20 protein-coding genes are annotated in these 22,437 nt (G+C 59.7%); 9 read left to right on the top strand and 11 right to left on the bottom strand.

Annotated features, from left to right (window positions below; all coding sequences use genetic code 11):
- Positions 1–47: 47 nt before the first annotated feature.
- The gene (locus ACKZ62_RS05240; RefSeq protein WP_447096406.1) at positions 48–611 is read right to left on the bottom strand and encodes an NAD(P)H nitroreductase; all 564 of its coding nucleotides are present in this window, start codon (positions 609–611) and stop codon (positions 48–50) included.
- A gap of 174 nt (positions 612–785) precedes the next feature.
- On the opposite strand from ACKZ62_RS05240, the gene ACKZ62_RS05235 reads away from it, so the two are divergent.
- From ACKZ62_RS05235 to ACKZ62_RS05215, 5 genes are all read left to right on the top strand, one after another.
- The gene (locus ACKZ62_RS05235) at positions 786–2,189 is read left to right on the top strand and encodes a di-heme oxidoreductase family protein (RefSeq protein ID WP_447096940.1); all 1,404 of its coding nucleotides are present in this window, start codon (positions 786–788) and stop codon (positions 2,187–2,189) included.
- A gap of 31 nt (positions 2,190–2,220) precedes the next feature.
- Entirely contained in the window at positions 2,221–3,285 is a 1,065-nt protein-coding gene (locus tag ACKZ62_RS05230; protein ID WP_032890843.1) for an imelysin family protein, read from the top strand.
- 2 nt (positions 3,286–3,287) lie between these two features.
- Positions 3,288–4,385 (top strand): DUF1513 domain-containing protein, encoded by a 1,098-nt coding sequence (locus ACKZ62_RS05225; RefSeq protein WP_447096939.1) that lies wholly within the window; start codon positions 3,288–3,290, stop codon positions 4,383–4,385.
- 201 nt (positions 4,386–4,586) lie between these two features.
- A complete protein-coding gene (locus tag ACKZ62_RS05220; RefSeq protein WP_442116802.1) occupies positions 4,587–5,717 on the top strand; it encodes an efflux RND transporter periplasmic adaptor subunit in 1,131 nt (376 codons plus the stop codon).
- 3 nt (positions 5,718–5,720) lie between these two features.
- Complete coding sequence (locus ACKZ62_RS05215) at positions 5,721–8,747, top strand: multidrug efflux RND transporter permease subunit (RefSeq protein WP_447096405.1); 3,027 nt, start codon at positions 5,721–5,723, stop codon at positions 8,745–8,747.
- Positions 8,748–8,801: 54 nt separating this feature from the next.
- Here the strand turns inward: ACKZ62_RS05215 and ACKZ62_RS05210 are convergent, their stop codons facing one another.
- From ACKZ62_RS05210 to colR, 5 genes are all read right to left on the bottom strand, one after another.
- A complete protein-coding gene (locus tag ACKZ62_RS05210; protein WP_032890836.1) occupies positions 8,802–9,029 on the bottom strand; it encodes a hypothetical protein in 228 nt (75 codons plus the stop codon).
- Entirely contained in the window at positions 9,026–9,745 is a 720-nt protein-coding gene (locus ACKZ62_RS05205) for a lipopolysaccharide kinase InaA family protein (RefSeq protein ID WP_032890835.1), read from the bottom strand. Before ACKZ62_RS05205 ends, ACKZ62_RS05210 begins: the two co-directional genes overlap by 4 nt.
- Before the next feature lie 4 nt (positions 9,746–9,749).
- Complete coding sequence (locus tag ACKZ62_RS05200; protein ID WP_032890833.1) at positions 9,750–10,430, bottom strand: class I SAM-dependent methyltransferase; 681 nt, start codon at positions 10,428–10,430, stop codon at positions 9,750–9,752.
- Positions 10,431–10,618: 188 nt separating this feature from the next.
- Positions 10,619–11,899 carry a sensor histidine kinase gene (locus ACKZ62_RS05195; protein WP_095185791.1) on the bottom strand — a complete coding sequence of 427 codons (1,281 nt, stop codon included), beginning with the start codon at positions 11,897–11,899 and terminating at the stop codon, positions 10,619–10,621.
- Positions 11,889–12,572: a two-component system response regulator ColR gene (gene colR / locus ACKZ62_RS05190; RefSeq protein ID WP_027605482.1), complete on the bottom strand. Its 684-nt coding sequence runs from the start codon at positions 12,570–12,572 to the stop codon at positions 11,889–11,891. Before colR ends, ACKZ62_RS05195 begins: the two co-directional genes overlap by 11 nt.
- A gap of 201 nt (positions 12,573–12,773) precedes the next feature.
- Here colR and ACKZ62_RS05185 point away from each other — a divergent pair, with 201 nt between their 5' ends.
- Together ACKZ62_RS05185 and ACKZ62_RS05180 are read left to right on the top strand one after the other, a co-directional pair.
- Positions 12,774–14,723: an LTA synthase family protein gene (locus ACKZ62_RS05185; RefSeq protein ID WP_447096404.1), complete on the top strand. Its 1,950-nt coding sequence runs from the start codon at positions 12,774–12,776 to the stop codon at positions 14,721–14,723.
- 50 nt (positions 14,724–14,773) lie between these two features.
- The gene (locus ACKZ62_RS05180) at positions 14,774–15,493 is read left to right on the top strand and encodes a phosphatase PAP2 family protein (protein WP_122756113.1); all 720 of its coding nucleotides are present in this window, start codon (positions 14,774–14,776) and stop codon (positions 15,491–15,493) included.
- 78 nt (positions 15,494–15,571) lie between these two features.
- Here the strand turns inward: ACKZ62_RS05180 and groL are convergent, their stop codons facing one another.
- From groL to ACKZ62_RS05155, 5 genes are all read right to left on the bottom strand, one after another.
- Positions 15,572–17,218, bottom strand: a complete 1,647-nt coding sequence (groL, locus tag ACKZ62_RS05175) for a chaperonin GroEL (RefSeq protein WP_032890825.1) — start codon at positions 17,216–17,218, stop codon at positions 15,572–15,574.
- A gap of 50 nt (positions 17,219–17,268) precedes the next feature.
- Positions 17,269–17,565: a co-chaperone GroES gene (locus ACKZ62_RS05170; RefSeq protein ID WP_003175874.1), complete on the bottom strand. Its 297-nt coding sequence runs from the start codon at positions 17,563–17,565 to the stop codon at positions 17,269–17,271.
- A gap of 247 nt (positions 17,566–17,812) precedes the next feature.
- Positions 17,813–18,289, bottom strand: coding sequence for an FxsA family protein (locus ACKZ62_RS05165; protein ID WP_032890823.1), 477 nt, complete (start codon positions 18,287–18,289; stop codon positions 17,813–17,815).
- 66 nt (positions 18,290–18,355) lie between these two features.
- Entirely contained in the window at positions 18,356–19,087 is a 732-nt protein-coding gene (locus tag ACKZ62_RS05160; RefSeq protein ID WP_181639803.1) for a HugZ family pyridoxamine 5'-phosphate oxidase, read from the bottom strand.
- Positions 19,088–19,193: 106 nt separating this feature from the next.
- Positions 19,194–20,201, bottom strand: a complete 1,008-nt coding sequence (locus ACKZ62_RS05155; RefSeq protein WP_032890819.1) for a DUF481 domain-containing protein — start codon at positions 20,199–20,201, stop codon at positions 19,194–19,196.
- Between the two features lie 133 nt (positions 20,202–20,334).
- Here ACKZ62_RS05155 and ACKZ62_RS05150 point away from each other — a divergent pair, with 133 nt between their 5' ends.
- Positions 20,335–20,718, top strand: coding sequence for an MGMT family protein (locus ACKZ62_RS05150; RefSeq protein WP_050442874.1), 384 nt, complete (start codon positions 20,335–20,337; stop codon positions 20,716–20,718).
- A gap of 43 nt (positions 20,719–20,761) precedes the next feature.
- The gene (locus ACKZ62_RS05145; RefSeq protein ID WP_032890815.1) at positions 20,762–22,294 is read left to right on the top strand and encodes an AmpG family muropeptide MFS transporter; all 1,533 of its coding nucleotides are present in this window, start codon (positions 20,762–20,764) and stop codon (positions 22,292–22,294) included.
- Positions 22,295–22,437 lie beyond the last annotated feature (143 nt).

Raw genomic sequence — 22,437 nt, 5'->3', positions numbered from 1 at the left:
AATGTGGGAGGGGGCCTGCCCCCTCCCACATTTTGATCGCGTACTGCTTAGAGACCCGTCCAAGCCTGCACAAACGCCGCCACATCTTCCTTCGGCGCCGTACGCGGCGGGTTCTGCGGGGTACCCAAATAGAGGAAGCCAATCACTTCCTCATCCGCCGTCAGCCCCAGGCCTTTGGCAACGTGGGCCGAGTAGGACAACTCACCCGTACGCCACACCGCACCAATCCCTTGGGCATAGGCCGCCAACAGAATGCCGTGGGCCGCACAGGCCGCCGCCAGCAGTTGCTCAGACTTGGGTACCTTGAAGTGCTCCTGCAAACGGGCGATCACCACCACCACCAACGGTGCGCGCAATGGGCCGTTCAGGGCCTTGTCGATGGCGGCTTGCGGGGCGTCGGCGTCTTGCAAGCGTGCAGCCTCGGCCAGCAGCGTCCCCATCTGCTCACGGGCGGCGCCTTCTACGGTGAGGAAACGCCAAGGGCGCAATTGACCGTGGTCGGGTGCACGCATGGCAGCGGCGAACAGCACGTCGCGCTGCTCCTGGGTCGGTGCCGGCTCCAGCAAACGCGGCACGGAAACACGGTTGAGCAAAGCGTCGAGAGCCTGCATTGGCCACCTCCAGAAAAAATGTGCGGTCATTCTAGCGGGAATAAACCGGCGACCACCAAACGATAATTGCTCTTATTCATTCCCCCCGGCCCTGTTAGACTTTGCGACCATATTTTTCACGCTCGTTCAGGAAACTCGATGTTCCGTTCGCTTCTTCGTCTGTCCGTCGTATGCATGGCCTTGGGCCTGACTGCGTGCGATGACGCCCCCAGGTTCACCAAGGCCGAGCCGGGTGAATCGCGGGCAGGCGGCGCGACGACGGTGAATAAGCGCGACCAGAACGCGTTTTCCCTGCCGTCGGCCAACTTGTCGCCGACGCGCCGCTTGGACTTCAGCGTCGGCAACAGTTTCTTTCGCAGTCCTTGGGTGATCGCGCCGTCCACCACCACCGCCCGTGATGGCCTGGGCCCGTTGTTCAACACCAACGCTTGCCAGAACTGCCACATCAAGGACGGCCGTGGCCACCCGCCGTTGCCCGACGCAGCCAATGCGGTCTCGATGCTGGTGCGCCTGTCGATCGCCCTGCCAACTCAGGATCAGCAACCCTACGCCAAACTCATCGAGCAAGCAGGCGTGGTGCCAGAGCCGACATACGGTGGGCAATTGCAGGACATGGCCGTGCCCGGCGTCACTCCGGAAGGCAAAGTGCGGGTCGACTACACACCGGTCAACGTCACTTTCAAGGACGGCACCGTCGTCGAACTGCGCAAGCCGGACCTGCAGATCACCCAACTCGGCTATGGCCCAATGCACCCCGACACCCGTTTTTCGGCGCGCATCGCCCCGCCGATGATCGGCCTTGGCCTGCTTGAAGCCATCAGCGACGCGGACATCCTGCGCAATACCGACCCCAAAACCGCCGATAAAGAAGCCATCGTCGGCCGGGCCAATCAGGTGTGGGATGACGCCCAGCAAAAAACCGTGCTCGGGCGTTTTGGCTGGAAAGCCGGACAACCCAACCTCAATCAACAAAATGTTCACGCGTTTTCTGGTGATATGGGCCTCACTACGTCCCTGAGACCCTTCGATGACTGCACCGACGCCCAAGTGGCCTGCAAACAGGCGCCCAACGGCAATGGCGCCGATGGCGAGCCGGAAGTCAGCGATAACATTCTGCGCCTGGTGCTGTTCTACACCCGTAACCTTGCCGTGCCCGTGCGCCGCCAGGTCAACGATCCGCAAGTCCTGGCCGGGAAAAACCTGTTCTTCCAGGCCGGTTGCCAGGGGTGCCACAAGCCGACGTTCACCACCTCAGCCAATGCCGCCGAGCCTGAATTGGCCAACCAAGTGATCCGTCCCTATAGCGATTTGCTGTTGCACGACATGGGCGATGGCCTGGCCGACAACCGCAGCGAATTCAAGGCCGGTGGCCGCGACTGGCGCACGCCGCCGTTGTGGGGCATTGGCCTGACACACACCGTAAGTGGCCATACCCAGTTTCTGCATGACGGTCGCGCCCGCAACCTGCTGGAAGCCGTGCTCTGGCACGGCGGTGAGGCACAAGCGGCGCAGCAGCATGTGTTGTCCTTTAATGCCGAACAGCGCGCTGCGTTGCTGGCGTTCCTGAATTCTTTATAAGCTTCGCCCCACTTACAGAAGGGAGCTCGACATGTTCCGTCCCAAGTTGTTGTTCACCAGCCTGGCCGCCCTCGCCCTGGGTGCCTGCTCGCCACAAGACCCGCAAGCTGTGACCTCTGCAGCGATCGCCAAACAAGTGATCCTGCCGACCTACAGCCGCTGGGTCGAAGCCGACCGTCAGTTGGCCGTCAGCGCCCTCGCCTACTGCCAGGGCAAGGAAAGCCTGGACACCGCCCGCGCCGACTTCATCCATGCGCAAAAAGCCTGGGCCGAGTTGCAACCGCTGCTGATCGGCCCGCTGGCCGAGGGCAACCGTGCATGGCAAATACAGTTCTGGCCGGACAAGAAAAACCTGGTCGGGCGCCAGGTCGAGCAATTGGTCACCAGCCAGCCGCAGATCGACGGCGCCGCCCTGGCCAAGTCCAGCGTAGTCGTGCAAGGCCTGTCGGCCTACGAATACATCCTCTACGACGCCAAGACCGACATCGCCGACGATGCGAACAAAGCCCGTTATTGCCCACTGTTGGTGGCCATCGGCGAGCGTCAGAAAACCCTGGCCGAAGAGATCCTAGCCAGCTGGAACAGCACCGATGGCATGCTCGCGCAGATGACCAAGTTTCCGAACCAGCGCTACGCCGATTCCCACGAAGCCATCGCCGACCTGCTGCGCGTCCAAGTGACCGCCCTGGACAGCCTGAAGAAAAAACTCGGCACGCCCATGGGCCGCCAGACCAAGGGCATCCCGCAGCCGTTCCAGGCCGACGCGTGGCGCAGCCAGTCGTCCCTGCAAAGCCTGGAGGCCAGCCTTGCTGCCGCCCAGACCGTATGGGTCGGCGTCGACAACAAAGGCCTGCGTGGCCTGCTGCCGTCGGATCAGAAACCATTGGCCGACAAAATCGACGCCGCCTACGCCGCGTCCCTGAAACTGTTCGCCAGCAACCAGCGCACCCTCAACGAACTGTTGAACGATGACGCCGGTCGCCAGCAACTCAACGACATCTATGACAGCCTCAACGTCGTCCACCGCCTGCACGAAGGCGAACTGGCCAAGGCGCTGGGCATCCAACTGGGCTTTAACGCCAACGACGGTGACTGATGATGCTCAGGCGACAGGCTTTGGCGGTTGGCAGCGTACTGCTCAGCGCACTCACGCTGGGTGGTTGGACGTTGTTCAAGCAGAAAGACAAGGGGCCGCTGCTGCTGTCGGCGCGCGATGATGCAGACGGCAAGCACTACGCCGTGGGCTATCACTTGGACGGCAAGCAAGTGTTTGCCACTCAGGTCGGCCAGCGCTGCCACGACATCATCAACCACCCGACACTGCCGATTGCGTTGTTCGTCGCCCGTCGCCCAGGCACCGAAAGTTACCTGATCGACCTGCGTGATGGCGCGCTGCTGCAAACCATCACCTCGAACACCAATCGCCACTTCTACGGCCATGCGGTGATTCACAAGAGCGGCGACTGGCTGTACGCCACCGAGAACGATACGTCAGACCCCGGCCGTGGCTTGCTCGGTGTGTATAAGTTCGAAGGCGAGCGGCTGGTGCACAGCGGCGAACTTTCCACCCACGGCATTGGCCCGCACCAGGTGTCGTGGATGCCCGACGGCGAGACGTTGATCGTGGCCAATGGCGGCATTCGCACCGAAGCCGAAAGCCGCGTGGAGATGAACCTCAATGCCATGGAGCCGAGCCTGGTGTTGATGCAGCGCGATGGCACGCTCATCAGCAAGGAAACCCTGGCCCAGCAGATGAACAGCGTGCGCCATATGGGCATCGCCAGCGATGGCACCATCCTTACCGGGCAGCAGTTCATGGGACCGTCCCAGGAGCGTTCCGAGTTGCTGGCGATCAAGCGTCCGGGGCAACCGTTCGTGGCGTTTCCAGTGGCAGACGAGCAATTGCAGGCCATGGGGCATTACACCGCCAGCGTCGCGGTGCACAGCGAGTTGCGCCTGGTGGCATTGACGGCGCCACGTGGCAATCGCTTCTTTATCTGGGACATGGACAGCGGCGAACTGCATCTTGATGGTCCGTTACCCGATTGCGCAGGGGTCGGTGCAGTAGAGGATGGGTTTGTCGTCACCTCCGGCCAAGGCCGTTGCCGCTACTACGATTGCCGCCAGAAACAGTTGGTCGCCAAACCGCTGGAATTACCAGCAGGGCTCTGGGACAACCATCTCCACTTGATCTGACATCCCCCTGTAGTCGCCCGATTTGCCGGCGATGGTGTACTTCAAATCGCCGCAGGGCTTGAAGGCGCCATCGCCTGCAAGTCGGGCTATTACAGGGCCGTTGACCTGTCAAAAATACCGTCTGGAATCCCCACTACACTCGGAGTAATGTTTCGAGCTTGTCTGTTTTCGTCTGTCTCAGTTTTTCCAAGGAACCGGAATATGCTGCGCCGTCGCATGCTGATCATGTTGGGTGTCGTCCTGTTAATCGTCCTGCTGCTGGCGGGCTATAAAGCCTTTTCCATCTATCAGCAGATCCAGGTCTTTTCCAAACCCAAGCCGCCCGTGAGTGTCGCCGTCGCCACCGCTGTCGAGCAGCCATGGCAGCAACGCCTACCGTCGGTGGGCACGCTCAAGGCTTTGCAAGGCGTCAACCTGAGCCTGGAAATTGCGGGAACGGTCAAAGACGTGCAGTTCGAATCCGGGCAGAAGGTCAAGGCCGGGCAACCCCTGGTGCAACTGGACAGCGCCGTAGAAAGCGCGCTGCTGGAAACTGCCCAGGCCGACTTGGGCCTGGCCCAGCTGGACTACGGACGCGGCAGCCAGTTGGTGGGCAGCCAGGCGATTTCCAAAGGCGAGTTCGACCGCCTGTCCGCGCAACTGCAAAAGAACAAAGCCACGGTCAACCAGCTCAAGGCCTCGCTGGCGAAGAAGCATATTGTCGCGCCGTTCAGCGGCACCATCGGCATTCGCCAGGTGGACGTGGGCGACTACCTGGCCAGCGGCACGGTGATCGCCACCTTGCAGGACATCAGCAGCCTGTATGTCGACTTCTATATCCCCGAGCACGCGGTGCCCAAGGTCGCCATCGGCCAAACCGTGCAGGTGCAGGTCTCAGCCTACCCCGGGCAGCAATTCCCCGGTCGCATCAGCGCAATCAACCCCAAGGTCGAGGACAGCACACGCAATGTCCTGGTGCGCGCCACCCTGGCCAACCCGGACAACACACTGCTGCCCGGCATGTTCACCAGCCTCGACGTCTTGCTGCCCAACCCCACCGCACAGATCGTGGTGCCGGAAAGCGCAATTACCTACACCCTCTACGGCAACTCGGTGTACGCCGTGGCCGAGAAGAAGAACGAGAGCGGCGCGCTGGAAAAGGACGCCAATGGCCAACCGCTGCTGATCGCCGAGCGACGCTTTGTCGAGACCGGCGAACGACGCGGCGGCCTGGTGCTGGTGAGCAAGGGCTTGAGCGCCGGTGAGCAGGTGGTCAGCGCCGGTCAGCTCAAGCTGGATAACGGCACGCCCATCGCCATCAGTCCGGACAAAAACCTGCCGGCAGGGCACTGAGCCATGAAGTTCACAGATGCCTTTATCCGCCGTCCGGTGCTGGCCATGGTGGTCAGCCTGCTCATCGTGCTGCTGGGTTTGCAGGCCTACAGCAAGTTACCGCTGCGCCAATACCCGACCATGGAAAACGCCCTGATAACGGTGACCACCGCCTACCCCGGTGCAAACGCCGAAACCATCCAGGGCTATATCACTCAGCCGTTGCAGCAAAGCCTGGCCAGCGCCGAGGGCATCGACTACATGACGTCGGTGAGTCGCCAGAACTTTTCGGTGATTTCCATCTACGCGCGCATCGGCGCCAACAGCGACCGCTTGTTTACCGAGTTGCTGGCCAAAGCCAATGAGGTAAAAAACAAACTGCCACAAGACGCCGAAGACCCGGTGTTGAGCAAAGAGGCGGCCGACGCTTCGGCGCTGATGTACATCAGTTTCTCCAGCCAGCAACTGAGCAACCCGCAGATCACCGACTACTTGTCTCGCGTCATCCAGCCCAAGCTCGCCACCCTGCCGGGCATGGCAGAAGCGGAGATCCTCGGCAATCAGGTGTTCGCCATGCGTATCTGGCTGGACCCGGTCAAGCTCGCCGGTTTCGGCCTCAGCGCCAGCGACATCACCGACGCCGTGCGCCGCTACAACTTCCTGTCCGCCGCCGGCGAGGTGAAGGGTGAGTTCGTGGTGACCAGCATCAACGCCAACACCGACCTCAAATCCGCTGAAGCCTTTGGCGCCATCGCCGTTAAAACCGACGGTGACAGCCGTGTGCTGCTGCGGGACGTGGCCCGCGTAGAAATGGGCGCGGAAAACTACAACGCCATCAGCTCGTTTGGCGGTACGCCCTCGGTGTACATCGGCATCAAGGCTACCCCCAGCGCCAACCCGCTGGAGGTGATCAAGGAAGTGCGCAAGATCATGCCAGAGCTGGAAGCCCAGCTGCCGCCCACCCTCAAGGCAGAAATTGCCTACGACGCCACGCTATTTATCCAGGCCTCCATCAACGAAGTGGTCAAGACCCTGTTTGAGGCGGTACTGATCGTCATCGTGGTGGTGTTCCTGTTCCTCGGCGCGTTGCGCTCGGTGGTGATCCCGGTGATCACCATCCCGCTGTCGATGATCGGCGTGCTGTTTTTCATGCAATTGATGGGCTATTCGATCAACTTGCTGACGCTGCTGGCGATGGTATTGGCCATCGGCCTGGTGGTGGACGATGCCATCGTGGTCGTGGAGAACATCCACCGGCATATCGAGGAAGGCAAGACGCCATTGGATGCGGCGCTGGAAGGCGCTCGGGAAATTGCCCTGCCGGTGGTGTCCATGACCATCACGTTGGCCGCGGTGTATGCGCCCATTGGTTTTCTCGAAGGGCTCACCGGGGCGCTGTTCAAGGAGTTCGCCCTGACCCTGGCCGGGGCGGTGATCATTTCCGGCATTGTCGCCCTGACCCTGTCACCGATGATGTGCGCCCTGCTGTTGCGCCACGATGAAAACCCGAGCGGCCTGGCTCATCGCCTCGACCGGATTTTTGACAGACTCAAGCGGCGCTATCAACGCATGCTCCACGGCACACTGAATACGCGGCCGGTGGTGATCGTGTTTGCGCTGATCGTGCTGTGCCTGATCCCGGTGTTCCTCAAGTTCACCCAGTCGCAACTGGCCCCGGACGAAGACCAGGGCATCATCTTCATGATTGCCAGCGCGCCGCAGCCCACCAACCTGGACTACCTCAACACCTACACCGACGAGTTCATCAACATCTTCAAGGAGTTTCCGGAGTACTACTCGTCGTTCCAGATCAATGGCTTCAACGGCGTGCAATCGGGCATCGGCGGTTTCCTGCTCAAGCCGTGGAACGAGCGTGACCGGACCCAGATGCAAATCCTCCCCGAGGTGCAGCATCGCCTCGAGCAGATTCCCGGCCTGCAAGTGTTCGGCTTCAACCTGCCGTCCCTGCCCGGCACGGGTGAGGGCCTGCCGTTTGGCTTTGTGATCAACACCGCCAATGACTATGAGTCGTTGCTGGAAGTGGCCAACCGCGTGAAAAAGCGCGCGATGGAGTCGGGCAAGTTTGCCTTTGTCGACATTGACCTGGCCTTCGACAAACCCGAAGTGGTGGTGGATATCGACCGCGCCAAGGCGGCGCAGATGGGTGTGTCGATGCAAGACCTCGGCGGCACCCTGGCAACCCTGCTGGCGGAGGCGGAGATCAACCGGTTCACCCTTGATGGGCGCAGTTACAAGGTGATCGCTCAGGTAGAACGGGCCTACCGCGATAACCCCGACTGGCTGAACAACTACTACGTGAAAAACACCCAGGGTGAATTGTTGCCGCTGTCGACCCTGATCACACTCACCGACCGCGCCCGACCGCGCCAGTTGAACCAGTTCCAGCAACTCAACTCGGCGCTGATATCAGGCTTTCCGATCGTGAGCATGGGCGAGGCCATCGACACCGTGCGCCAGATCGCCATTGAAGAAACCCCGCCCGGCTATGCGTTCGACTACAGCGGTGCGTCCCGACAATTTATTCAGGAAGGCTCGGCGCTGTGGGTAACCTTTGGCCTGGCCCTGGCGATTATCTTCCTGGTGTTGGCGGCGCAGTTCGAAAGCTTCCGTGACCCGTTGGTGATCCTGGTGACGGTGCCGTTGTCGATCTGTGGGGCGCTGATTCCGCTGTTCCTGGGCTGGTCGAGCATGAACATCTACACCCAGGTGGGGTTGGTAACGCTGATCGGCTTGATCAGCAAGCACGGCATTCTGATCGTGGAATTTGCCAACCAGTTGCGTAAGGACAAGGGCCTCACGCCCCGACAAGCCGTGGAGGAAGCCGCATCGATTCGCCTGCGACCAGTGCTGATGACCACAGCCGCCATGGTGTTCGGCATGGTGCCGCTGATTTTCGCGACCGGGGCGGGTGCCGTCAGCCGGTTTGATATCGGGATGGTGATTGCGACGGGGATGTCGATCGGTACGTTGTTTACGCTGTTTGTACTGCCCTGCGCTTATACCCTCCTGGCCAAACCGGATAAGGCTTGAAGCAAAAAAAAGGGCCTCGCATCGCAAGGCCCTTTCGGGGTGGTTTAAATCGTTTCAACTCTGCGGCCTCATCCCTTGAGACATTCCAAACATGAACAGGAGCAACTCGTGATCAGGCTTGGCCGCCACACTCGCCTTGACGACGCGCGGCAACAGGCATTGCGCCCCGTCCTGCGTCGCACTGAGTACCTGTGTGCGAGGCTGTTCCCACGCGGCCAGGGCCAAGGCTGCAACGCCTAACGCCCCCACCAGAAACACACCTCGTGCTATTTCTAGCTTCATTTGGTTAAACCCTTGATAGCGCTGCCAAACGCCGTCTCGTAAAAGTAGCTGAGTTTTGCCCAGTCGCTATCGTTCCACGACGAATGGCGGCGCAGTTGCAGCATGTCGTGGGACGCTGCCTTATGAGCGGTAATGCGCTGGCGGCACTTCTCAAAATCCAGCAGTGCCACTTCCACGTTGGCCGCGTCGCCCTCGCCCGTCACCCTTACAAAGATATGCTTGATGTACAGGCAACCGTGCTGCCAACGCCCCTTGTGCATACGTGCCAGGGTGCAGGCCAATTCCTTGAGTACGCGCTCGTGGACTAATTCGCCGTAGCGTTCACGGCCACCCGCGGAGTACCAGTTTTCAATTTCGTCAAAACCGTCTAGGGACGCGGTGACCAGCAACGCCTGCCACTGGTGCTCAGCATCGCGGCGCGCCTCGCAGAACACCAACTCCGGCACCCGCACATCCAGCAAGCGCAGCCCTTTGAGGGCATCACGCTCGCGCAGCACCGTGGGGCGCCCAAAGGGGTGCAGCCAACTGCGGTAGATGTGGCCAGTCTGGCGCTTGCTGTAGAGAAGACGCCCATTGGCGCTCATCACTCGCTGCACACCACTTTCACCGCCGCGACGACGATTGGGCTCTTCGACCCACTCGCCTTGTTGGCGCCAGAAATAATCAAATCTTTCTTCGGGAGCTACGTGACTGCCTGCTACGCACTCAACTGCCATGCTCTTACCTCTTGCGCAATACATACACTCGCCACATGGCGTACAGCGGGATGAAATCCAGAGAATCCTGAACACGGAAACCCGCTTGCTCAAATTCTGCTTCAACAGTAGCAGCTGGTAACACAAATCTGTTTTGGTAACCTTCTTGCTCACCGTTCTTGCGTCGCTGCCCTTCAAGGCGTTTGCGTTTCCAGGCTTTGAAATTGCCATCGACCCACAGCGAAATGATCACACTGTCGCGGGTAACACGCTGAAACTCCCGCAATATCGCCAGTCGGTGCGCCGGATCACCAATGTGGTGCAACAGGCGCATACAGAAAATGCTATCGACCGAGTTATCCGGCAAATCGATATCAAAGGCAGATGTCTGCAAAGGTCGTACCCGTTTCACCACATCCGCCGGTTGGGCGGCGGTTGCGACCTTCAACATCGACGCGGAATTGTCGGCGCCAATAATCACACGGTTGGGTTTTTCCGCCAGCAACGGCCAGAAGCGCCCCGCACCACACGGCAAGTCCAGCACCAGGCTAGGCTCACCCGCCATCGCCAACGCACCACGGGCCAATTGTTCGTCGCGCTTGTGGGACAAGCGGCGGGCCAAATTGTCCTGATGCTTGAGCAAATATTCGTGGGCGTGTTCGTCGTCGTACTTGTCGGAAAATTCGAGTTTGATCGGGGTAGGCATCAACGGATCTCCTGTTGCTGATGCCTACAACATTAAGCAGCGTCCTGTGATCAACAGGTCAACCCATTGTGAAAAACTTGTCCTGTCCAATCTCATATATTTCAAGACTTTACAGATACAAGCAATATCATGGGGCCATCTTCGCCGAATTACGGCGATCTCTGGCAGGATAACGGCAGGGGAAACGGTCAGGCGTTGACCTGACTCAACTGAACATGAAAGCGACAGCCATTGGGTTCCACAGTGCTGAGGGTAACGCTCCAGCCCTGGTTCTCGCAGATGCGCTGGACCAGTGACAAACCCAATCCGAGGCCCTCACCGCGCTTCTCACTGCCGCGGACAAACGGCTCGAACATCGCTTCGCGCTTATCTTCGGGAATGCCGACGCCGCTGTCTTCCACCACAAACCCGGTAGGCTCCAGGGTCAGCCGGATAAAACCGCGTTCGGTGTAATGCAGCGCATTGCGCAACAGGTTGCCCATCACGGCATGCAGGAAGGTCGCGTTGTAGCGGGTATCCAAAGGGTTGCCCGGTTGGTAGATCAACTCCAGGCCCTTGTGCTCAATGGGCTCGCGCCAAATGCCAAGCAGATCATCAGCCACCTGCGACAGGTTGACCTTGGGCGACATGCTGCCATCGTCATGTTGGGCACGGGCGAGCATCAGGAAGGTTTGGACCAGTTCACGCATTTCTTCACAGGCACGGGCGATTCGCTCGACCTGGTTACGCCCACGCTGATCGATCGCGGGGTTTTCCAGTAGCAGTTCGCAGGAACTGGCCAGCACCATCAGGGGCGTGCGCAGTTCGTGGCTGACATCGCTGGTAAACAACTGCTCGCGTGACAATGCCTGACGCAGGCGCCCCAGCGTGGCGTCGAAGGCCACGGCCAACTCCCCGACTTCGTCGGCGGCATAGTCGGGCGCCAGGGGCGGCGCCAGGCCAAGCAACTGGTCACGGTGGCGCACCTGACGAGCCAGGCGCACCACCGGCGCCATCACCTTACGGGCCAGCACCCAACCGAGGAACACCGCCAGCGCCAGGCTGAGCACGAAGCCCACCAACACCACGGCAAACAGCACGCGCTCGCGCTCTTCGAAATCGCTTTGATCTTGCAGCAGCACATAGCGCCGACCGTCGACTACTTCGACCATGGCGTGGTACGACAGCGCCTCCCGAAACACCTCATGAAACCCTGGCTCCAGATGGCGCAGGTCCTTGGGCAATTCAAAATCGCCGGGGCCACCGCTGAAGTAAAACAGCTGATCGGGCTCGGGCCGGTGCCGCCAGTCCTCAACGGTGTCCATCAGCAGCAGGCGCTGCAAGTCACCGCCCAAGCCTGCCGAGATCAACTTCTCTTCCACCAGGTGCACGGTCGCGACGATGCCCATGGCGAAGGCGCCCGCCACCAACGCACTCATCAAGGCAAAGGCGATGATGATCCGCTGGGCAAGGCTTTGCTTAAACTCCATCACGGCCCTCGGCCAAGCGGTAACCCACACCATGCACCGTTTGCAGCAGCGGTTTGGCGAACGGCTTATCGATCACTTGCCGCAACTGGTGCACATGGCTGCGCAGGCTGTCGCTGTCCGGGCAGTCATCGCCCCACAGCGCCTCTTCAAGCACTTCCCGACGCAGTACGTGGGGACTTTTCTGCATCAAGACCGCGAGCAGCTTCAGGCCGACCGGGTTGAGTTTGAGCAGGCGCCCTTCGCGGGTAACTTCTAGGGTATCGAGGTCGTAATTAAGATCGGCCACTTGCAGGGCGCGACGGCCGCCACCTTGGGCACGCCGCAGCACGGCTTCGATACGCGCGGCCAATTCCGACAGGGCAAACGGTTTGAGCAAATAATCGTCGGCGCCGGACTTGAAGCCCTGCAACCGGTCATCCAACTGGTCGCGAGCGGTGAGCATGATCACCGGCGTGTCGCGGCGGGCGTCTTCACGCAGGCGTTTGCACAAGGTGTAGCCATCGATGCCAGGCAGCATGATGTCGAGCACGATCAAGTCGTAGTGCTCGGTTGCGGCCAGGTGCAAGCCCGACAAACCGTCCTGCGCACAGTCCACGGTGTAGCCTTTTAGCCCCAGGTAGTCGGCCAGGTTGGCCAGAATATCGCGGTTGTCTTCAACCAATAGAATTCGCATGGGCAGTGTCTCCGTACGCGGTAACGGCCGTGTTGGCTCGCGCAGCTTAAGGCCAAGTGTGGCTAAGGGATAGAGCTGAGAGGTACGACGATAAAGGTTTTCAACCTTGTAAGGAGTTGAACAAGTTTTTCACTATAGCTTCACAAACTGACTACAGTGTCAGGCAGAAGATCGCCTCCCATTGATATAAGGAACATTGACATGGGGTTTCTCAAGATGGCGCCAATGCGCTATTTGCTGTTGGTAACCGGTGCCTGGCTGTTTATTTTCCTGCTCACTCGCAGCGTACTGCTCATCACCCACCTGGATGAAGTCGGCGGCAACCTGCTGCCGGTGTTTGGCGTGGGCCTGCTGTACGACCTGGGTTTCCTGGCCTATGCAGCACTGCCGCTGGGGCTGTATTTGCTGCTATGCCCACCCGCGCTGTGGCGCCGTCGCGGTCACCGCTGGTTCCTGCAGGCGGTGCTCACCGTCAGCCTGTTCGCCATGCTGTTTACCTCGGTGGCCGAGTGGCTGTTCTGGGATGAGTTCGGCGTGCGCTTCAACTTTATTGCCGTTGACTATCTGGTGTATTCCGATGAGGTGTTGAACAACCTGTTGGAGTCCTATCCGATCGGCAAACTGCTGAGCCTGCTAGCCATGCTGGCCATTGTGCTGAGCCTGGCCTTGCGCAAGCCGTTCAACGCGGCGATGAGCGCCCCGCTGCCGACAATGCGTGGCCGGCTGGCGAATGCCTTGGGCCTGCTGATCGTGACCGGGCTGAGCCTGCAACTGATCAGCCAAGACAGCCCGCGCGCCCAGGGCGGTAACGCTTACAAGAACGAACTGGCCAGCAATGGCCCGTATCAGTTCTTTGCCGCCTTCCGTAATAATGAGTTGGATTACCCGCAGTTCTACAAAACCCTGCCAACGGACGTCGTTGCCCAGCAAATGCGCACCGAACTCAGCGAGCCCAACGCCCGTTTTATCGGTCAGGACCCGCTGGATATTCGCCGCGCCATCACCAACCCGGGGACGCCGCGCAAACCCAATATCGTGCTGGTGACTATCGAAAGTTTCAGCGCCAAATACATGGGCAGCAACGGCGACGAACGCAACCTCACGCCTTACCTGGATGCACTGCGCAAACAGAGCCTGTATTTCAATAACTTCTATGCCACCGGCACCCGCACCGACCGTGGCCTGGAAGCAATTACCCTGGCGATCCCCCCTACGCCCGGGCGCTCGATCGTCAAGCGCATTGGTCGTGAAAGCGGCTTCGCCAGCCTGGGGCAGCAACTCACGGCCGTCGGTTACGACAGCGTGTTCGTGTACGGCGGGCGCGGGTACTTCGATAACATGAACGCGTTTTTCAGCGGTAACGGTTATCGCGTCGTGGACCAGAGCAGCGTGCCCGAGTCGGAAATCTCGTTCAAGAACGCCTGGGGTATGGCTGACGAGGACCTGTACAAACAAACCCTGAAACTGGCCGACACCGACTACGCCAAGCAGCAGCCATTTTTGCTGCAGTTGATGACCACTTCCAACCACCGCCCCTACACCTACCCGGATGGGCGCATCGACATCAAATCCGGGAATGGCCGCGACGGCGCCGTGAAGTACACCGACCATGCCATCGGCCAATTCCTGGAAGCCGCCCGTCAAAAACCCTGGTTCGATAACACGATCTTCATCTTCGTCGCCGACCACACCGCCGGCAGCGCAGGTAAAGAAGATCTGCCCATCACCAACTACCAGATTCCGCTATTCATCTATGCGCCCAAGCTGATCGACCCACGAGAAAGCGCGCAACTGGCCAGCCAGATCGACTTGGCGCCTACGCTGCTGGGCCTGCTCAACCTGAGCTACGAATCAACGTTCTTTGGCCGTAACCTGCTGCAGGAAAACCCACTGCCACCTCGGGTCGTGGTCGGTAACTACCAGCACCTGGGATTGTTCGACGGCAAGGACCTGGCCATTCTCAGCCCGCGCCTGGGCCTACGCCGACACGACCAAGCCCTGGGTGAAAGCAAAGAGCTGCGCGTCGGCAGCGATGATCCGTTGATCCAGCGGGCGATCAGCTACTACCAGGCTGCCAGTTATGACTTCAAACAACAGTTGCTGAGCTGGAGGGCGCCCAAGGAAGAGGCCCCGGCATTGAGCACGCGCTAACCAAAACGTCCCGTACAGGTCAGTACGGGACTGTTTCACCAGGGTTCACCATGCGAACCACTCCCGCCGTACCGGCTTCCAAACCTCTCAACTTATGGCTATGCCTCGGCATCCCTGGCGGCGCTGCGCTTCTATTGCTGTTGCTGGAGCTAACCTCGCTGGACATGGACCTCGCCAAGCTGTTCTACAACGGCGCGGAGGGCGGTTTCATCGGGCGTTACAGTTTCTTCCTCGAAGACATCCTGCATGACCGCGCCAAAGAGTTGGTCATCCTGTTCTCGGTCTTGGCGATCCTGGGATTTGTCGGCACGTTTGTCCTCCAACGGCTCAAACCCTATCGCCGCGAACTGGGCTGCCTGGTGCTCTCACTCGGGCTGGCGACGGCGTTTGTCTCTCCGCTGAAAACCATCACCGGCGTCCAGTGCCCATGGAGCGTCCAAGAGTTCGGCGGTCAGGAGACCTACAGCAAACTGCTGAGCCCTCGCCCGCCCACCGATAAACCCGGGCGCTGCTGGCCAGGCGGTCATGCCGCCACCGGGTTCGCCTTGTTCGCGCTGTTTTTTGCACTGCGGGACAGGCAGCCGCGCATGGCGCGCTATGCATTCATCTTCGCCGTCGGCTTGGGCAGCGTCTTTTCCGTCAGCCGTATGATGCAAGGCGCACACTTCTTTTCCCATAACGTGTGGACGGCGATTTTCTGCTGGCTGATCTGCCTCGGGCTGTATTGCCTGTTGCTGTACCGGCCATCCAAGCGCGCAACGCACACCTGAACCCAAAGCAACGCCCACAAAAAAGCCCCGCCTGCATCACTGCAGGCGGGGCTTTTTCAGTACAGGGGTAAGGCTGGCTTACATCATGCCGCCCATGCCACCCATGCCGCCCATGTCTGGCATACCGCCACCGCCAGCGCCTTCAGCCTTTGGCTTGTCAGCAATGGCAACTTCGGTAGTCAGCAGCAGACCGGCGATCGAAGCGGCAGCTTGCAGTGCCGAACGGGTGACTTTGGTTGGGTCCAGGATACCCATTTCAACCATGTCGCCGTATTCGCTGGTTGCAGCGTTGTAACCGTAGTTACCTTTACCGTTCTTCACTTCGTTGACCACAACACTTGGCTCGTCGCCGCTGTTGGAAGCGATCTGGCGCAGTGGGGATTCAACGGCGCGACGCAGAACAGCGATACCGACGTTCTGGTCAGCGTTATCGCCTTTCAGGTCAACCAGGGCTTCCAGGGCACGGATCAGCGCAACGCCACCGCCAGGTACCACGCCTTCTTCAACGGCTGCACGGGTTGCGTGCAGGGCGTCTTCAACGCGGGCTTTCTTCTCTTTCATTTCGACTTCGGAACCGGCGCCAACCTTGATCACTGCAACGCCGCCGGACAGCTTGGCCAGACGCTCTTGCAGTTTTTCACGGTCGTAGTCCGAGGAAGTCTCGGCAACCTGGGCGCGGATCTGGTTGATGCGGGACTGGATGTCGCCATCGACGCCAGCACCGTCAACGATGATGGTGTTTTCTTTGGAGATGGTCACGCGCTTGGCACTACCCAGGTTTTCCAGGGTGGCGCTTTCCAGGCTCAGGCCGATCTCTTCGGAGATTACGGTACCGCCGGTCAGAACAGCGATGTCCTGCAGCATGGCCTTGCGACGGTCGCCGAAGCCTGGAGCCTTGACGGCTGCAACCTTGACGATGCCACGCATGTTGTTCACAACCAGAGTCGCCAGGGCTTCGCCTTCAACGTCTTCGGAAACGATCAGCAGTGGGCGGCCGGCTTTGGCAACGGCTTCCAGCACTGGCAGCATTTCGCGGATGTTGGAGATCTTTTTGTCGACCAGCAGGATCAGCGGGCTTTCCAGCTCGGCAACCATGGTTTCTGGCTTGTTGACGAAGTACGGGGACAGGTAGCCACGGTCGAACTGCATGCCTTCTACAACCGACAGTTCGTTTTCCAGGCCAGTGCCTTCTTCAACGGTGATCACGCCTTCTTTACCGACTTTTTCCATGGCTTCGGCAATGATGTCGCCGATGGAGCTGTCGGAGTTGGCGGAGATGGTACCTACCTGAGCGATAGCCTTGGTGTCAGCGCATGGCTTGGACAGGTTTTTCAGCTCGGCAACAACGGCGATGGTGGCCTTGTCGATACCGCGCTTGAGGTCCATCGGGTTCATGCCGGCAGCGACGGCTTTCAGGCCTTCGTTGACGATCGACTGAGCCAGAACGGTGGCGGTGGTAGTACCGTCGCCTGCGTCATCGTTGGCACGGGAGGCAACGTCTTTGACCAGCTGCGCGCCCATGTTTTCGAAACGGTCTTCCAGTTCGATTTCTTTTGCTACAGAAACGCCGTCCTTGGTGATGGTCGGAGCGCCGAAGCTCTTCTCGATGATCACGTTACGACCTTTCGGGCCCAGGGTAGCTTTTACTGCGTCAGCCAGGATGTTGACACCGGTGAGCATTTTTTTACGGGCGGAATCGCCGAATTTAACTTCTTTAGCAGCCATGATCGATATTCCTTAAATACTTTGTAGTAACGGGAAAATGAGCGGGGAAATCAGTCTTCCAGAACAGCGAGAATCTCGTTCTCAGCCATAACCAGCAGGTCTTCGCCGTCGACTTTCACAGTGTTGCTGCCGGAGTAAGGGCCAAATACAACCTTGTCACCGACTTTAACGGCCAGCGCACGTACGTCACCGTTTTCCAGAGTCTTGCCTGGGCCTGCAGCGACGATCACACCGTGGTTGGCTTTTTCAGCAGCCGAACCTGGCAGAACGATACCGCCAGCGGTTTTCTTTTCTTCTTCGCTGCGACGGATTACGACGCGGTCGTGCAGAGGACGAAGCTTGCTCATTGTCGATCTCTCCTAATTGTGTTTTTCATCGGCCGGTGTCAGTACCGGCAGGTTGTTATCCGGCTGTGCCGGTCGCGCCTCGCCAAGCAAGACGCGGAAGTCTGTCTGGTGTCGCCACCAGAAACCTTGCGGTGACCGTTACATAAGGGCGCATAAGCTTATTACAAGGGCGATCGGCGGAATTTTTTTGCAGTCACCGAGCGATAAAAGCAACACGGCACCCGCAGGTGCCGTGTCAATAAAGCGGTTATTTGCTGTCGCGGTGTTCGAACTCACCTTCGATCACATCGCCTTCACGCCCCAAAGGCTGGCGCGGAGCCGGGCCACCACGGGGTTGCAGGTCGTCTGCGAACGCACGCTGGCGAATCGCCGCCTCTTCGGCGCGCTGGCGCATCTTGCCCGCCAGAAGTTTGCGAGTGAACGGCAGCAGCAGGAACAGCCCGACAACATCGCTGACGAAACCCGGCAGGATCAACAGGCCACCCGCCAGGGCCATCATCAGACCCTCAAGCATGGTCTGGGCCGGTAGTTCGCCACGGTTCAGGCTTTCACGGGCACGCAGTGCCGTTGCCAGGCCGGCGACGCGCAGCACCAGAACGCCAAGCATCGAGCCGAGAATGATCAGCAACAGGGCCGGGAAAAACCCGATCGCACTGCTGACTTGAACGAATACGAACAGCTCCAACACCGGGAACAGCAGAAAGAGCAATAAAAAAGGGCGCATCAAATGGTTCCTCAACGCAAGAATGCCTTGCCAGTCCACCTTAGATGACGTCGCCGTTTCGTGAATTCAAGCGTCAGCCGCGGCTTTTTTCGGCCAGGCTTGGGCGTGGGCCAATGAAACCAGGGCTTCACGTACTTGTGTCGGCGTGTTGCAAGGCTCGGCAAACGGCAGCCAGTACAGGGATTGGCCGATACGCAGGTGCATGCCTTCGCTGTCGATGCCGGCCAGTTGCGCGGGCTCCACGGCAGGCAGGCCGGCAAGCTGAACGTAATGGGCGATGGCCTTGGTGTGATCGCTGTTCATGTGCTCGATCATGCTGCGCTCAGCCTTGCCCGCGAACGGGTTGGCGAGGGTCAACTGGTCGACCCAGTGAATCGCGCCAAAGCCGCCGATGTAACGGTGGCGCACCGGCTTGAGCACCCAAAAGTCGAAATCGTGAGCTTTATGGTAGTTGGCGGAATCGGGGAAGTAGCGGTAATAGCGCTCGGCGGCAGCCTCGATGGCGGCGCCCTCCTCCAACTTCTCGGCTTCCCCCAGGTAGGTCAGACGCCCAACGGCCTGCACATCATCGGCCTCACGTTCGCCCACCAGCAGCGAGCACTTGGGGTCTTTTTGCAGGTTGTGGGTGTGCTGGGCGATACGGCTGATCAGGATCAGCGGGCGACCCTGTTCGTCCAGGCAGTACGGCACGACCGAACCAAAGGGAAAACCCGGCATGGCTTTTGACTGTGTGGCGAGAGCCCCACGGTATTCCTTGAGCAATAGCTCTCGGGCGTTCTTGGCAACGTGCGCGCTCAACGTGTGACTCCTCGGGTATTCAGCCGCCCAACCCATATGGGAATGGATCGCAACACAAGGTAATCAATATCCGCGCAGGTTGCCAAGCAGGTTTTATGCAGCCTTATTACCAGGCCACGCCGAAGCCTGCGGTGTAGCGGGTCTTGCTCAAACTGCTTTCCGAGTCGCCACTGATAACGTCGCGCTCGGCCTTGAGATTGAGGGAAGCCCACTCGGTGACCTTGTAGCGCAGGCCGACTTCCGCATCCAGAGAGTAATCCGCGGGCGCATCGATAGGCTTGCCCAGTTCGCCAGTGGTGAAGAACTCGACGGTCTTGCCCACCAGATAGCGGTTGTAGTTCCACTTCATAGCCAGGGAATAGAAGTTGTCCTTACCGCCATCGGCATATTCATAATCGGTGCGGTTGACCAGCGACCCCAGGGAGAACGCACCCAGTTCGTCGTCCCAGAACTGGTAGCCCGGACCGGTACCGACCGTGCGTTGACGCGCAAGGTCTTCCACTTTGTCGCGCTTGTAGGTCAAACGCCCTTGCCAGAACCAATGCTCGGTGATGAACCGGTCCAGGTCGTATTCCAAAGCCCAGTTGTCGGTGGTGGTCACGTCGTCCTGGAATTCGCGGTTGTACTCACCTTGACCGGTATGCCTCCACTGGCCATGGCGGGCAGTGGTTTTGAAGTCGATATCGTAGTCGTTGGTGTCGTTCTCGGCGCGTTTGTAGTCCAGCGCCATGTCGACGTTGCCCTTCCACACCAGGTCTTCGATCACAGGCTTGGGCTTGATGATCTGCTGGATGCTGGCCAGTTCTACAGTCTTGGGCGCTTCGCCATTGGCCAGCACCACTTTGCCATCATCCGCAGCCTTGAGGGATTTAGCCTTCTCGCCAGTGTAGGCGTCCTGCTTGACCAACAACTCCTGGTCGCTCTCCAGGGTTTTAACCTGCTTCCAGTCCACCGGGATTGCACCCGCGTAGTCGGTCTGGATCAGCAGCTTGCCACCGTCAAATACCTTGATCTTGCCGGTCAGGCGGTCACCGTTCTTCAACCAGACGGTATCGGCGAGCAAAGGTGTTGAGGCGCTGAAAACAGCAAGGCACAGCAGGGTTCTGGACAACATATGCGGATTCGAGGCTCGGTTTTGGCGAAAAGAGGGCATTATCGTCTTAGATGACGTGTTAGCAAGGACTGACTCAAGGATCTGTATTGAGTTCAATTCTCAACACCCTGCTTACAGCATATTTCTTACAGATATGCCGACATTTTCAACGGATAGCACCTCAGTGAATCAATCTGCCGACACCCCGCAAAACGCGGCCGAGATGCGCCGTACCGCGTTGTACCTGACATTGGCGCAAGTCCCCGCCGGCTGCGTGGTGAGTTACGGCGAGCTGGCGCAACTGGCCGGGCTGGGCCGCGCTGCACGCTGGGTGGGCCGCACCTTGAGCCAACTCCCAGAAGGCACCACATTGCCCTGGCATCGCGTGCTGGGTGCCGGCGGTCGGATAAGCCTGCCGGTGGGCAGCGCCTCCGGCGACGAGCAGCGTGCGCGTTTGCGCGATGAAGGCGTCACTGTCCGTAATAATCGCGTGGATATTCAGCGCCATGGCTGGCGCCCGGTAGAGCACAGCGGTTAGAGTGCGCGCTTTGTTTCCGCAAACCTGAGGCAGACTCCAGCCCATGCCCCGTAAAACCTGGCGCGCCGCGCTCGCCGCCTATGCCAGCCCCTCGACGTTAGTGCTGTTGTTGCTCGGCTTTGCCGCCGGCATGCCTTACATGTTGGTGTTCTCGACGCTTTCGGTGTGGCTGCGCGAGGCCGGTGTGGCCCGCGAGACCATCGGCTATGCGAGCCTGATCGGTCTGGCGTACGCCTTCAAATGGGTCTGGTCACCACTGCTCGACCAATGGCGCCTGCCGCTGCTCGGCAAACTTGGACGGCGTCGTTCCTGGCTGGTATTGGCCCAGTCGCTGGTGATCCTTGGATTGATCGGCATGGGTTTCTGCGACCCGCAGAAACATTTGTCCTGGCTGATCGCTATTGCCGTCGTCGTCGCCTTCGCGTCCGCCACCCAAGACATCGCGGTCGACGCCTATCGCCTGGAAATCGCCGACGACAGCCGCCAGGCCGCGCTGGCCGCCAGCTATATGTCCGGCTACCGCATAGCCGCCCTGCTGGCCACGGCGGGTGCACTGTTCTTTGCCGAAGGCTTTGGCTCCACCGGCTTCAACTATAAACACTCGGCGTGGACCGGCACCTATGTGCTGTTCGGCGTGCTGATGATCCCCGCGCTGCTGACCACCCTGTTCATGCGCGAACCCAATGTGCCATTGCGCACCCAGTTGCAGGCCGGGCGCTACAGTTTCATGCACCAACTGATGTCGGTGTTTGTGCTGATCGTTCTGCTGGTGTCAGTGCCCGCCATGTTTACCCAGTTGTACAACACCGACTTCGGAAGCGTGGTGTTCCACGACACCAGCGTGTGGGACCTGCTGATGGAGGACCGCGCATTCCTGCGCGCCATTCTCTATATCATCCTCACCGCCCTGTGCCTCTCGACCATGGGCCGTCGCGGCCTGGCGCCGGTGCTGACACCGGTCAACGACTTTATCCTGCGCTACCGCTGGCAGGCACTGCTGCTGCTCGGGCTGATCGCCACCTATCGCATGTCCGACACCGTGATGGGCGTGATGGCCAACGTGTTCTACATCGACCAGGGCTTTACCAAGGATCAGATCGCCGGGGTCAGCAAGATCTTCGGCCTGATCATGACCCTGCTCGGCGCCGGCATGGGTGGTTTGCTGATTGTGCGGTTCGGCATCCTGCCGATCCTGTTTATCGGCGGTGTCCTGTCGGCCGGCACCAACCTGCTATTCGTGATGCTCGCAGACATGGGCCCCGACCTGCAGATGCTGATCTTCACCATCTCCCTGGACAACTTCAGCTCCGGCCTGGCCACCTCGGCATTTGTGGCTTACCTGTCGAGCCTTACCAACCTCAAGTTTTCCGCCACTCAATATGCCTTGCTCAGTTCGATCATGCTCCTGCTGCCGCGCCTGATCGGTGGGTATTCGGGGGTGATGGTGGAGAAGTTCGGATATCACAACTTCTTCCTGATCACCTGCATGCTGGGGGTGCCGACGCTGCTGCTGATTGCGTTGCACTGGTTTCAGGAGAATCGGCGGATTCGGTTGAATCCGCCGGCAGAAGACTGATTTTGGGGGCCCTTTAAAAGCCAGACTGCGGCGCCCCCATCGCGAGCAAGAACTAGGCGTCCCCCTCGCTCCTTCAAACAGCCCTATATTCTGATGCCTGTACGGCGGCAGTTTGCGCCCGTACAATCCCAAGTCATTTCAAG

The organism is Pseudomonas sivasensis, from assembly GCF_052938085.1.
Note: the sequence above shows the minus strand (reverse complement) of the source record. Positions and strands in the feature narration are given on the sequence as shown.